Source organism: Sphingomonas sp. CFBP 13706 (genome assembly GCF_014842355.1).
In the GTDB taxonomy this organism is placed as follows: Bacteria; Pseudomonadota; Alphaproteobacteria; order Sphingomonadales; family Sphingomonadaceae; genus Sphingomonas; species Sphingomonas aerolata.
On the sequence record NZ_JACYVM010000003.1, the window covers coordinates 220013 to 233194 of the forward strand.

The 13182-nt window shown below is 67.7% G+C and carries 12 protein-coding genes; 7 read left to right on the forward strand and 5 right to left on the reverse strand.

The annotated features are described in order from the left end of the window. Positions 1 to 33: 33 nt before the first annotated feature. Together IFS44_RS07635 and IFS44_RS07640 are read left to right on the forward strand one after the other, a co-directional pair. Complete coding sequence (locus IFS44_RS07635; protein ID WP_192098062.1) at positions 34 to 306, forward strand: CsbD family protein; 273 nt, start codon at positions 34 to 36, stop codon at positions 304 to 306. A 73-nt stretch (positions 307 to 379) separates the two neighbouring features. Beyond that, positions 380 to 1402 (forward strand): beta-propeller fold lactonase family protein, encoded by a 1023-nt coding sequence (locus IFS44_RS07640; RefSeq protein WP_192098063.1) that lies wholly within the window; start codon positions 380 to 382, stop codon positions 1400 to 1402. 15 nt (positions 1403 to 1417) lie between these two features. Here IFS44_RS07640 and IFS44_RS07645 read toward each other — a convergent pair whose 3' ends face one another. Continuing rightward, entirely contained in the window at positions 1418 to 2815 is a 1398-nt protein-coding gene (locus IFS44_RS07645) for a hypothetical protein (protein ID WP_244650035.1), read from the reverse strand. A gap of 211 nt (positions 2816 to 3026) precedes the next feature. On the opposite strand from IFS44_RS07645, the gene IFS44_RS07650 reads away from it, so the two are divergent. Beyond that, positions 3027 to 3953, forward strand: a complete 927-nt coding sequence (locus IFS44_RS07650) for a crotonase/enoyl-CoA hydratase family protein (protein WP_042466417.1) — start codon at positions 3027 to 3029, stop codon at positions 3951 to 3953. A 19-nt stretch (positions 3954 to 3972) separates the two neighbouring features. On the opposite strand, the gene IFS44_RS07655 is transcribed toward IFS44_RS07650, so the two are convergent. Then, entirely contained in the window at positions 3973 to 5982 is a 2010-nt protein-coding gene (locus IFS44_RS07655; RefSeq protein ID WP_192098064.1) for a putative bifunctional diguanylate cyclase/phosphodiesterase, read from the reverse strand. 120 nt (positions 5983 to 6102) lie between these two features. Here IFS44_RS07655 and IFS44_RS07660 point away from each other — a divergent pair, with 120 nt between their 5' ends. Beyond that, the gene (locus IFS44_RS07660; RefSeq protein WP_192098065.1) at positions 6103 to 6690 is read left to right on the forward strand and encodes a septal ring lytic transglycosylase RlpA family protein; all 588 of its coding nucleotides are present in this window, start codon (positions 6103 to 6105) and stop codon (positions 6688 to 6690) included. Here IFS44_RS07660 and IFS44_RS07665 read toward each other — a convergent pair. Next, positions 6669 to 7283, reverse strand: a complete 615-nt coding sequence (locus tag IFS44_RS07665; RefSeq protein WP_031394390.1) for a class I SAM-dependent methyltransferase — start codon at positions 7281 to 7283, stop codon at positions 6669 to 6671. The two genes, IFS44_RS07660 and IFS44_RS07665, sit on opposite strands and share 22 nt — an antisense overlap. A gap of 181 nt (positions 7284 to 7464) precedes the next feature. On the opposite strand from IFS44_RS07665, the gene IFS44_RS07670 reads away from it, so the two are divergent. Further along, a complete protein-coding gene (locus IFS44_RS07670; RefSeq protein WP_192098066.1) occupies positions 7465 to 7788 on the forward strand; it encodes an antibiotic biosynthesis monooxygenase in 324 nt (107 codons plus the stop codon). Then, on the forward strand, positions 7785 to 9107 hold the full coding sequence (locus IFS44_RS07675; protein ID WP_192098067.1) for an MFS transporter: 1323 nt from the start codon (positions 7785 to 7787) through the stop codon (positions 9105 to 9107). Before IFS44_RS07670 ends, IFS44_RS07675 begins: the two co-directional genes overlap by 4 nt. Before the next feature lie 26 nt (positions 9108 to 9133). Here IFS44_RS07675 and IFS44_RS07680 read toward each other — a convergent pair whose 3' ends face one another. Further along, a complete protein-coding gene (locus IFS44_RS07680) occupies positions 9134 to 9418 on the reverse strand; it encodes a hypothetical protein (RefSeq protein ID WP_166746529.1) in 285 nt (94 codons plus the stop codon). Between the two features lie 305 nt (positions 9419 to 9723). Continuing rightward, on the reverse strand, positions 9724 to 11997 hold the full coding sequence (locus IFS44_RS07685; protein ID WP_031440998.1) for a CDC48 family AAA ATPase: 2274 nt from the start codon (positions 11995 to 11997) through the stop codon (positions 9724 to 9726). 273 nt (positions 11998 to 12270) lie between these two features. Here IFS44_RS07685 and IFS44_RS07690 point away from each other — a divergent pair, with 273 nt between their 5' ends. After that, the gene (locus IFS44_RS07690) at positions 12271 to 13155 is read left to right on the forward strand and encodes a LysR substrate-binding domain-containing protein (protein WP_037530034.1); all 885 of its coding nucleotides are present in this window, start codon (positions 12271 to 12273) and stop codon (positions 13153 to 13155) included. Positions 13156 to 13182 lie beyond the last annotated feature (27 nt).

The window sequence follows — 13182 nt, forward strand, 5'->3', positions numbered from 1 at the left end:
CGTTCCGGATGCCGTCCAGCATAGGAGTTTAGCATGAACACGACGACCTTGAAGGGTGAAGGCCAGGATCTGCTCGGTTCGGCGAAGCAGGCAGCAGGCAATGCAACGGGCGACAGCTCGCTTCAGGCCGGCGGCGTCGCCGACCAGATCGCAGGCACCGCGAACAAGGCGATCGGCACCGCGACCGACACCGTTGCACCGCTCGCCGACAAGGCGCGTGCGTTTGCCAAGGATCGTCCGTTCGCCACCGCGGCGCTGGTCGGCGTCGTCGGCATCGCGCTGCTCAACACGCTGCGCGGCAAGTGATCGCCCGGGGCCGCGTCCGCGCGGCCCCGCCGGTCGGAGGATCCCGGCGGTGTCGGCGCGGGGCGAGTGCCCTGTGACCCGACCCGCCGGCCTCTGGATCGGTACCAATCGCGGTGGGCTCCATCCGCTGCGACAGGGCGATGGCTGGTCGACCGGCACGCCCTATCTCGATGCGATCAACGTGTCCTTCGGCGTCCATTCGCCGCGCCATGACCTCCATTATCTCGTCGACGAACGCGATGACGGCGCGATCGGCGTGTATCGCGCGACCGCCGACGGATGGCGACAGATCGCCCGCGTGACGGTCGATGGGGACGCGCCCTGTCATCTCGCGCTGAGCCACGACCAGAGTCTGCTCGCCGTCGCCAATTATGCGAGCGGGAGCGTGTCGGTCCTGGATCTCGACACCGACGGCCTGCCGAACGCGCCAGCCCATGTCTTTGCGCATAGCGGATCTGGTCCGAACCGCGAGCGTCAGACTAGCCCTCACGCGCATTGGGTCGGGTTCGATACCGATGATCGCTGGCTCTATGCAACCGATCTGGGGACCGACGAGATCCGCGCCTTCGCTGTGGCACCGGCGCCGGGCAGCAACCGTGTACGGGCGGCCGGCACAGCCTTTCACGCACCAGCGGGGTCGGGGCCACGCCATCTGCTGCTGCATCCGCAGGTGCAGCGCGTGGCATATCTCGCCAGCGAGCTTGTGAACACGCTGACCGTGCTGGTCGGCGGCGAGGGTCGGTTCTCGGCGGCAAGGACCGTGTCGACGCTGCCGGAGGCGTATGAAGGTCCGAGCATCGTCGCGCATCTGGCGATCAACGCGGCGGGGGACCGGCTCTATGTCTCCAACCGCGGGCATGACAGCATCGCGGTCTTCGCGCTCGACCCGGATGGTGACCCGCGGCCGATCCAGCATGCACCGGCGGGAGCGGCCTATCCGCGTCATTTCGTGCTGTTGGAGGACGAGGGCCTGATGGTCGTCGCGAACGAGAAGGACGAATGCGTGACGCTGCTGCCGATCGACGCGGACGGGCTGCTCGGGCCGCATGTCGCTCGGGTCGCGGTTCCGGGGGCGGCCTTCGTTCTGTCACGCTAGGCTGCACGCCTGCACTCAGCGATAGGCGAGCGTCCAGCCGGGCGGCAGATAGTCGGTCGACATGTAATAATAGAAGAGGCAGCTGCCATCGGCGCGGTAGGTGCCGCCCTTGACGAGGCCGAGTGCGACCTGCCCTTCGAAAACCGGCGCGCCGCTGTCACCCGACTTGCATGTCGGCCCTTCGACCGCGACCCAGGTCGGCAGGCACGCGCCGCCGCACAGATCGCCCGCGGGGGCGAAATCGACCATCGCGACCGGCGCGCAGCTATAGCCGGTGCGCTCGCCGCGGTGACAGACGAAGTCGCCCGCGCGCGTGCTGGTCCGGTTGCGCCATGTCGCGACGGTCCTGAGCCGGGTCTTGGCGGTATCAGCAAAGAAGGCGGGCAGCCGTGGCGCAGTCGCCGGCAGCGCGGGCGCGCGGTTGATCTGGACGTCCTGATACCCCCAGCCCCATTGGCCGATATAGGGCAGCGCGATCGCCCGCCGCTCCGTGCCCGCCGGCGGCCGCCCGACATAATCGAGCGTGTCGGGACAATGCGCGGCGGTGGCGATCGCATCCGCGACGCCATCGGTGACGACGAATCCCGTCGTGCAGACATAGCGCCGGCCGTCGACCGTCCCGACCACCCGCCCCCCGCCCGCGACGTCCGGCATCACGGTCACGACGTCGGCAGGCGGGATCGTCGCCACGGGAATCCCGGGCGCTGTGGCGCCCGGCGTGGCCGTTACGCTCGTCTGAAGCGCCATCGGCAGCATCGGGCGGTCACTGGCTTCGATCCGCACGGGAACGCCGGTCATATCGGCGAACTTCGCGGTAAGCGCGCCATCCCGGTCGAGCGCAAGGTCCGCGGTCGCGACCATCACGACGAGTGTACCCGTTCGCTGATCCGCACCGATGCCGGGGGGATGCGGAAGCGCGGCGCGGATCGCCGCCTGGAAGGTGCGGATCTGGCCGAGTATCCGGTCGAGCGTCGCCGCCGCGCCGGTCCGGAACACCAGCGGGACGCTCATCCCCCCCGCCTCGACGACGCGGTCCGCGACCGGGTCGGTGCCGGTCAGCAGCACCACGATCCGGTAGGCCGGGTCATGCTCGACCGCGATGCCCGCGAGCCGATCCGCGAATTCGCGGCGCAGCGCGTCGGTGACGGGAATCGTCGCCGCCTGCGCCCGCATGCGGTGGAGCGCGACATCGAGCGGCACGCCGAAACGCCGCGCATATTCCGCCGCGTCCTGCATCGCCGCATCGACGGGGAGCTGGAGCTGCAGGGCGTCGACCGACGCGATCGGTGACGAGACGATCGGCGACGGGGCGGACGGTGCGACACTGGTCTGTGCCGCGCCAGCCGGCGTCGTGTACCCCAACCCCGCAACCAGCGCTCCGGCCAGCCCCGCCTGCATCCATCTCACTGTCATGATCGGCAAACGTCCAGTTTCGGGGGCCAGCACCGGGTCGCGGACCGTGCGCCACGACCGCCCCTGACCCCGACCCCGCCTAGCGCACCGGCGCGGTGTCGCGCGAGACGGATTTTAACGCGCGTCGCGCGCACGCCCCCGCGGGATCGCCGCCATTGTGCCCTAGGTTCGGCGGTGCAGCACTGCGCTGCGATTACAAAGGAATGCCACAGTGACTCTTGCTTTACCCGCCCGACATTTCTCGCCGGCCCCGCGGCCCGCAACCGCGACCACAGCCGGGATCGCGGCCCCCGCCCCAACCCCACCGCTGTTCGCGCTCGACCAGCTCGAGGTGACGTTTGACCCGCAGGCCGACACGCTGTGGACCTATATGCGGCCAAGGACGCGGCCGAGTTTCAACCCTGCGCTGCTCGCGGACTTTGGTCAGTGGCAGGCCGATATCCACAGCGCCCACACCTCCGGGGCGATGCCGATTCGCTATCTCGTGCTCGGCTCGCGATTCCCCGGCGTCTTCTCGCTCGGCGGTGATCTCGACCTGTTTGCACAGCATATCCGTGCCGGTCACCGCGAGGCGCTGGTCCAATATGGCCGCGCCTGCGTACAGATCCTGCACCGCAACCTGCGCGGCCTCGATCTGCCGATCGTGACGATCGGGCTGGTCGAGGGCGATGCGCTGGGCGGCGGGTTCGAGGCGCTGCTGTCGTTCAACGTCGTCGTCGCCGAACGCGGCGCGAGCTTCGGCCTTCCCGAGACCGTGTTCGGGCTGTTCCCCGGCATGGGGGCGCACTGCTTCCTGTCGCGGCGTCTGGGCGCGGCGCGGGCCGAGCAGATGATCCTCAGCGGGCGCAACTACAGCGCGGAGGAGCTCTATGATCTGGGTATCGTCCACGCGCTCGCCGACCCCGGCCAGGGCCGCCGGGTGGTCGAGGACTATATCCGCCAGAACCGGCGTCGCCACAGCGGGCATTGCGCGATCTACGAGGCGTCGCGCGCGGTCAATCCGCTGACGCTCGACGAGCTCGAGGCGGTGGTCGACCTGTGGGCGGACGCCGCGTTGCGCCTCAGCGAGGGGGATCTCAAGCTGATGCGGCGGCTCGTCGCGGCGCAGACCCGTCTGCTCGACAAGCCGAAAGGCTGACGGACATCGCCCCCGGCCCTCAGGACAGCGCACGCATCCTGGGGGTTTCGTCGGCAAGCAGGTTCGCCACCTGGCTTGCCGACATCGGGCGCGCGAGCAGGAAACCCTGCACCGCGGTGCAGCGGGTGCGGCGCAGCTGCGCGAGCTGGGTCGGCGTCTCGATGCCCTCGGCGACGGTCTGCATGCCGAGCGTCGCGGCGAGATCGACCACCGTCTGGATGATCGCCATCGACGCGGGATTGTCGTCGAGCGCGGTGATGAACGACCGGTCGATCTTGAGCGTCTGGAACGGGAATTTGGTGAGATAGCCGAGCGACGAATAGCCGGTGCCGAAATCGTCGAGCGTGGTGCCGACCGCCATCCGGTTGATCGCCGACAGCGCCGCCAGCGATGCGTCGATATCGTCGAGCAGCACCGATTCGGTCACTTCGAGATCGAGCCGCCCCGGCGCGAGCCCGCTGGCGTCGAGCGCGTCCCTCAGCACCTTGGCGAGCCCGGGCGACAGGAGCTGGATCGGCGACAGGTTGACCGCGACGCGCACCGTGTCCGGCCAGTCGCGCGCGTGACGGCAAGCCTCGCGCAGCACCCAGGCGCCGATTTCGACGATCAGCCCGCTCTGCTCGGCGATCGGGATGAATTCGGCGGGCGACACGCTGCCGTGGCACGGGCTGTCCCAGCGCAGCAGCGTCTCGCACGACAGGATGCGATGCGTGGCCAGATCGAAGATCGGCTGGAAGGCGAGCCACAGCTCGCCGCGCGCGATCGCGCCGTGCAGGTCGCTGGTCAGCGCGCGCGTCCGTTCGATCTTCTCGTCCATCACCGGTTCGTAGAAGCAGAAGGCGCCTCGGCCGCTTTCCTTGGCGCGGTAGAGCGCGAGATCGGCGTGTTTGAGCAGCGTGTCCGCGTCGCCCCCGTCGATCGGTGCGATCGCCACGCCGAGCGAGGCGCCGACCGTCAGCCGGCGTCCGGCATAGGCCACGGGCTGTGCGACGAGGTCGAGGATATGATCGGCGATCGTGCGGGCATCGTCGCGCGCGCCGATCGCGCAGACGACCGCGAACTCGTCGCCGCCCAGCCGCGCGACGATCGCGTCGCCGGCCACCCCGATGGTGCCGCCATCGGTGACGAACGCGGCCTGGAGCCGCTGCGCAACCTCGGTCAGCAGCACGTTGCCCGCCAGGTGGCCGAGCGAATCATTGATCTCCTTGAACCGGTCGAGATCGATCCAGTGGATCGACAGGAGCTCGCCGGTCGGTTCCAGTCGGTGCAGCCGCCGCTCGAACCATTCGCGAAATGCGGTGCGGTTGGCGACTCCGGTGAGGTCGTCGCGTCGCGCGAATGCGGCGTGATGTTCGGCGAGCGCGGTCTTTTCACTCGCCGCGATGGTCGCGCCGAGGATGGCCTCATAGGTCTGCAGCGTGATGTCGATCATCGCCAGCACGAACAGGATGATGACGATCGCGAGCACGGCGTTGAGCGGCTCGCCCGACAGCAAGAGCCCCGCCGCGAGCGGCAGCGACGCGAGGCAGAGCTGTGCGAGCGCGATCGTGGGCCGGCCCGCATTGCGTCCGGCAATCCCCGCCGCATAGCCGATCGCCGTCGTCACCGAGAGGAGATGAAGCACGCCGTCCGCGGTCCGGGTCAGCGTCAGCAGCCCGAACATGCCAAGCAGCGCGGAAAAGGCGAAGGCGCCGATGCGGTAGTAAAACTCCCACTGTCCTGCACGCGGGCGCTCGGCGGCACCCCGATCGACAGCAAATACGTCAGCGCCCTGTTGATCGGGCACGCGCTGGACGATGCCGATGATCCGCAGTGCGGCGACCAGCCCGATCAGCACTGCGAAGCCGGCAAGCCAGCGATCGCCACTGGTGACGGCCACGACCGTGGCGATACCCGTGCTCGTCAGCGCACCGATCACCAGCGACTTGGGTGAGGCATAGAGCGAGGTAACCAGAGTCGCCCGGACGTCCGCGGCGACCGCGTGATCCGAGTGGCGAAGCTGCCTCAACCGGGTAATGAAATGCGTCATGGCACCTTCGAACAGACTGTAACCGTAGGGTAAAGCGGTTAAGCAAACGCTACGATCCCGCGTGCGGGCGGTTCGCCGCAATGGGGTTCAGCTTCGACCGGGTGTCCGCTAGCAGGGATAATGATCCCAATCGCACCGCGTTCCGATACGCCCGGCCTACTGGCCGCCCTTGCGCTGTGCGCCATGCTCGCCGGCTGCGGCACGACGCGCTACCGCCCGGTCAGCGACTATCCGGTCAAGATCGGCCGCCCCTACAGCGTGCGCGGCACGACCTACCGCCCCGCCGATCTGCCGGCCTATGACGCGGTCGGCATGGCGAGCTGGTATGGCCGGGAATCGGGCAACCAGACCGCGAACGGCGAACGGTTTCGCGTGAAGGGCATTTCTGCCGCGCATACCGTCCTGCCGTTGCCAAGCTATGTCGAGGTCACCGCGCTCGACACCGGCCGGACGATCCTGCTGCGGATCAACGACCGCGGGCCGTTCACGCCCTCGCGGCTGATCGACCTGTCACGCGGCGCCGCCCGGCTGCTCGGGATCGAGCGCCTCGGCCGGGCCGCGGTCCGCGTCCGCCGCGTCGAGCCCGATGCAAAAGACCGGGCGCGGTTACGGGCCGGCAAGCCAGCATCAGCGAGACCCGATGCCTCGCCCGACGAACTCGCCGCGCTGCGCGCGCGGCTGACGGATCAGTCCTTCCAGGCCCAGTAGAGCTGTGCCGGGGGCACGTTCCACCATTCCATGTCGTGATCGATCGATTCGAAATGCGGGGTGAGGAAGTCCTTCACCTTCGGGCTGAACTGATAGACCAGGAACGCGCCGCCGCTACGCAGCACCGAATGCGTGCCGGCCGCGATCGCCGGACCGACGCCGGGGGGCAGCGTCGAAAAGGGCAGGCCCGAAAGGACATAGTCGGCCGATTCGAAGCCGTGATCGGCGACGATCTTTTCGACATCGGCCGCCGATCCGAGCACCGCCGAGAACCGCGGATCGGTGATCGTGTGGCGCAGATAGCGGATGAAATCGGGGTTGGTGTCGATCACGATCAGCGTCGCGTCGGGCGCCATGCGGTCGAGAATCGGGCGGCAGAAGGTGCCGACGCCGGGTCCGTATTCGACGAACACCTTGGTGTTGTCCCAATCGACCCGGCCGAGCATCTTGCGGATCAGCTTGTCCGACGACGGCACGATCGAGCCGACCATGACAGGGTGTTTCAGGAATTCGGTGAAGAACATCTGCCACGGGGAGGGCACGCCGGCGGGGCGGGTGCGCGCGCGCCGGGCGGCTGTGGTCGGACTGGGCATCGTGTTCCTTACGATCAGGGATCCCGCGCGCACGCGAGGCTTTAAGCCCCCCGTCGCACGGATTCCAAACGTGTTTCAAGGCCTGCGGGTTGCATCACGCGACGAACCGCACCGAACGCGACCAGTGCACGGTGCCGCAACCCGCGCTTGCCAACCCCCGGGCTTGGCTTAAGCATTGGGCATGCACGACGATCGGACGGGCCAGACGGCGGTCATTTTCATGTCGAACCGTAACGGCACCGACCCCGCCGGCTATGCCGCGGCAGCCGCCGCGATGGAGGCGCTCGCCGCGACGCAGCCCGGCTATCGCGGGATCGACAGCGTGCGCGACGAAGCCGGGCTGGGGATCACGATCAGCTATTGGGCGGACGACGCCGCGGCGATCGCGTGGCGCGACGATCCCGACCATGCCGCGATTCGCGACCGCGGGCGCGCTCTCTGGTATGATCGCTACCGCGTCACCGTCGCACGGGTCGAGCGCGATTATGACTGGGCGCGGCCATGACCGGTACCGGTCGCGAGGATGCGCGGATTGATCGTCGCTTCGCGCTGATGTTCCTCGTCATGCTGACGATCGCCGCGGGCAATACCGCGCTGCAATCGGTGCTGCCCGCGCTCGGCCGGTCGCTGGGCGTCGCCGACAGCGCGGTGGCGGGCGCGTTTTCGGTGTCCGCACTGCTGTGGGTGATCGCCGCGCCGTTCTGGGCGAACCGGTCTGACCGGCATGGCCGCCGCGCAATGATCCTGCTCGGCATCGGCGGGTTCAGCGTGTCGCTGACATTGTGCGGACTGTTCCTGATGGCGGGTATCAACCACTGGATCGGCGGGACCGCGGCGTTCGGCTGCTTCATCGCCGGGCGGCTGATCTATGGCGCGTTCGGCGCCGCCGCGCCGCCCGCGGTGCAGGCGCTGGTCGCGGGCGAGACGACGCGCGCGGAGCGGACCCGTGCGCTGACCCTGCTCGCTTCCGCCTTCGGGCTCGGCACGATCCTGGGGCCGGCGATCGCGCCCTATCTGATTCTCGGGTCGGTCGGCGGGCTGGAGGTGGGGCTGGCGGGCCCCGCCTTCCTGTTCGCGCTGTTCGGCGTGGCGGTGTGGATCACGGTGCGGCGGATGCTGCCCGATGACCGGATCGTCGCGCCGCATGACGATACGCACGGCGCAAGCGCGTCCTATCCCTCGATCGGCGGCGCGCCGAGCGGTGCGTCGGTCACCGCCGCGACCCAGTCGCATGTCGAACAGGTCGGCTATACCGATCCGCGCATCCGCGCCTGGATGATCGCCGGGCTGGTGATGGGGCACGCGCAGGCGATGACCGGGCAGGCGATCGGGTTCCTGGTGATAGACCGGCTCAACCTTGCGCCCGCACTCGCGCTCGAGCCCACGGGGATCGTGCTGATGATGGGCGCAGGTGCAGCGCTGCTCGCGCAATGGGGAATCATTCCGCGACTCAATCTGACCCCGCGCCAGCTCGTCCTGACCGGGCTGGTGCTGGCGGCGGTGGGCACCGCGCTGACGGGGATCGCGACCTCGCTCTACACGATCGCGACCGCCTATGCGCTGGCGAGTCTCGGTTTCGGCTTCACGCGGCCGGGCTTTACCGCGGGTGCCTCGCTCGCGGTCGGCGCGAATGCGCAAGGGTCGGTCGCGGGCAAGGTGACCAGCATCAACGGCGCGAGCTTCGTGCTCGGCCCGTCGATCGGGGTCGGACTGTACGAGGCGCAGCACTCGCTGCCCTATCTGGTCGCGGGCGCGGCGTGCGTGGTGTTGATCGGCTATGCCTGGGCGACGCTGAATGAGGCGAAGGACGCGTCGGGCGGCTGACCGAGATTCATCAGGCCGCGATTCCGCTACTTCGCCGACATTCCGATGCAGTACAGAAGCAGCGGAACCCCGATCAAGAGGATCATCAGTAACAAGTTCATCTGGATCAGTCGGTTGAGCCATTTCGGCTGCCCAGCGGAGTCCCGATCGGCCTCTTCCTTTGAATAGTCTTCGACGATTTCCATATCGAATTGCTTCGAAAAGAAATGCCTGGGACGCATCCGCAACGAGGTTTTCGGGGACAGGGCGTCTTCATCGACGTCGCGGCGCGCTGGCGAGTGATCGCCAGATTCAGAGGCTGGGCCTGACATTGCGTGGTTTCCGTATATTCGAGATCACGGGCGTGCAGCGCACCTCCCAAAGGTCAGATCGAATAAAGCCCGAACTCCAGCGGCCTATAGCCGCGAGCTCGGGCTAACCCCGTGCGGCGAGTTGGCCGGCGTGGTCGAGGAAACGCTTATGTGTCGCGGATGCGTACATGAAAGTTACATTGGACCCGTGCCCGGTAATGTCAACACATGGCACAAGATCAGGGCCATTCGGCTAGTCGACTATAGACCGCCGAATGGAACCATGCTGGCGGTAGCCCCTCTCCCGTCAAGGAGAGGGGCGATGATCACGCCGCGCCTTTGCTGGGGAAGGCGAAGCCGATCGGCTGGATGGCGGTCGCATCCTGTTTCAGGCGGGCAGCCATCTGCTCATACTCACGCTCGGTCTCGGGCGTGACGCTTGCGCGCGATTCCTTCAGCGCATTGTCGAAATCTGCCATCGTCACGTCGGTCGAATCGATCGAGCGACGCAGCGCGACCAGGCCTGCGCGGCGGACGACGTCCTCCAGATCCGCACCCGAGAACCGGTCGGTGCGGTCCGCGAGACGATCGAGATCGACGTCGGACGCGAGCGGCATCTTCTGCGTCTGGATGCCGAGGATCCGCCGGCGCCCTGCCGTGTCGGGCACGCCGACATAGACGAGCTCGTCGAAGCGCCCCGGACGAAGCAGCGCCGGGTCGATCAGATTGGGGCGGTTGGTCGCGCCGATCACGACGACCGACTGGAGCTCCTCCAGACCGTCCATCTCGGCAAGGATCGTGTTCACCACACGCTCGGTCACCTGCGGCTCGCCCGCCCCGCTACCGCGGGCGGGCACCAGCGAATCGAGCTCGTCGATGAAGATCACGCAGGGTGCGACCTGACGCGCGCGCTGGAACAGTCGTGTGATCTGCTGCTCGCTCTCACCATACCATTTGCTGAGCAGGTCGGACGATTTGGTGGCGATGAAGTTCGCCTCCGCCTCGCGCGCGACCGCCTTCGCAAGCAGCGTCTTGCCGGTGCCGGGCGGGCCATAGAGCAGGAAGCCCTTGGCCGGGCGGATGCCCAAGCGGCGGAACGCGTCGGGATTCTTGAGCGGAAGCTCGACGCCCTCCTTCAGCCGCATCTGCGCATCGTCGAGCCCGCCGACATCGGCCCAGCGCACGGTCGGCGCCTGGACCATCACTTCGCGCATTGCCGACGGCTGGACGCGTTTGAGCGCGCCGAGGAAATCCTCACGCGTGACCGACAGGTCGTCGAGCACCTCGGGCGGGATCGTGCGCTCCTCGAGGTTGAGCTTGGGCATGATCCGCCGCACCGCCTCGATCGCCGCCTCACGCGCCAGCGCTGCGAGATCGGCACCGACAAAGCCGTAGGTCGTGCGCGCCAGCTCGTCGAGATCGACCCGGTCGCCCAAAGGCATGCCGCGCGCATGGATGCCAAGAATCTCGCGGCGGCCGCGCTCGTCGGGAACGCCGACGACGATTTCACGGTCGAACCGGCCGGGACGCCGCAGCGCCTCGTCGATCGCCTCGGGACGATTGGTTGCGGCGATCACGACGAGATTGGCGCGTGCCTCCAGCCCGTCCATCAGCGTCAGCAGCTGCGCGACGAGACGCTTTTCCGCCTCGCCCGACACCTGCCCGCGCTTGGGCGCGATCGAATCGATCTCGTCTATGAAGACGATCGACGGTGCGGCCTTGGCGGCCTCCTCGAACACCTGGCGCAGCTTGCCTTCCGATTCGCCATAGGCCGACCCCATGATCTCGGGGCCGTTGATCAGGAAGAACTGCGCGTCGGATTCGTTGGCGACCGCGCGCGCGAGCCTCGTCTTGCCCGTGCCGGGGGGGCCGTGCAGCAGCACGCCCTTGGGCGGATCGACGCCGAGGCGCTGGAACAGCTCGGGATAGCGCAGCGGCAGCTCGACCATCTCGCGCAATTGGTCGATCGTCTGCGCCATGCCGCCAATATCGTCATAGGTGACGTCGGCGCGGCGTGCGTCCTGCGGCTCCTCATATTCGGGGCGCAGCTCGATCTCGGTATTCTCGTCGATATGGACGACGCCCTTGGGGCTGGCGGCGATCACCGCGAGGCGGATCTCCTGCAGTGCATAAGCGGGCGCGTTCATGAACTGCTGGACGCCCGCGGGCATGTTGCCGACGCGCTGATGCCCCGCGGTCGCGACGATGTCGCCCTGGCAGATCGGCCGGCCGAGGAATGTGCGCTTCAACGCGTTGGTCGAGCCCTGAAGCCGCAGATTCTGCTGTGCGGGCGCGAAGACGACGCGCGTCGCGGGCTTCGATTCGGCCTTGCGCACCTCGACGAAGTCGCCCGAGCCGACGCCCGCATTGGCGCGCTGGAGCCCGTCGATGCGCAGGATGTCGAGCCCCTCGTCCTCCGGATACGGCCCGACCGCACGCGCGGGGGTGTTCTGCTTGCCGAGGATCTCGATCACGTCGCCCTCGCCGATGCCGAGCGTCGCCATCAGCGCGCGCGGCAGATGCGCCAGGCCGCGGCCGCTGTCCTCGGGACGCGCGTTCGCCACCTGGATTTTCCGCGTCGGGGTTTCGCTATCGGGCATCTCGACTCCTTCAAACTCGAAGCGTGTCAGATGGGGGGCCGCCGCCGGGCTTGCGAGGACTTGAAAAGACAAAAAAAGGGCCGGCCAATGAAGGCCAGCCCATGAAAGTTTTTAGGAGAGGATGCCTGAAAGGCGAGGTCTTTTTGCGTCGAGGCGGTTCATGTTGCAAGTGCGAATGGATCCGCTACGATTGCGCTAACTGCAATCGTAGGCTTCAATGCGGCCAATGATGCGGAAATGCATCGAGTCGGATAAGGGAGTCGGGGAGGAATCATGCGGAGGCTGCCGCCACTCGGGGCTATCGAGGCGTTCGTCCAGGTCGCGCGGCTGGGCTCGATCAAGGCCGCCGCGGAGGATCTGGCGCTGTCCGCGCCCGCGCTCAGCCGACGCGTGCAGAGCCTCGAGCGGTTCATTGCCAAGCCGCTGTTCGCACGCCGGCACCAGGCGATGGTGCTGAACGCCGACGGCGAACGCCTGCTCGCGCAGATCGCGCCGGTGCTCGATTCGCTGTCGGATGCGGTCGAGTCGATGACCAGCACGACCGAGGTGCTGCGGCTGCGGCTCGGCATCCTGCCGCTCTATGCGTCGCAGAAGCTGTTCCCGCGACTCGGCGAACTGCGCGCGTCGCATCCCGAACTGCATCTCGACATCGATACCGCGGCGCATCTGGTATCGCGGCTGGGCGACGGGCTGGACGCGGTGATCGCCCTGTCACGCGAGATCGATCCGGCCTTCTATGCGCGGCGGCTCGATCGCAATTCGGTCTATGTGATCGGTGCGCGCACCCTGCTCGACCGCGCCGATCCGATCACCCGACCCGAACAGCTCTCGACGCTGACCGCGCTGGTCCACCGCGACATGACGGATACGTTCACCGCGTGGCGGACGGCGGCTGGGCTCGACGATATCGAGCCGCTGGCGATCGATCATTTCGATTCGGGGGCGCTGATGCTCGAGGCGGCGGCGCAGGGGCTGGGCGTCGCGTTCATGCATGCCAGCCATTTCGAGGATGCGAATGATCCGCGGCTCGTGCGGCTGTTCGAAATCGAGGTGGAGAGCCCGTACAGCTATTGGTTCGTCTGCCGCCCGCGCGCGTTGCAGGCCAAGCCGGTCAAGCTGTTCCACGACTGGCTGATCAAGACGCTGGCGGAAGTTTAGCGAGGCGCAGCCTCCGCTCGGATACCG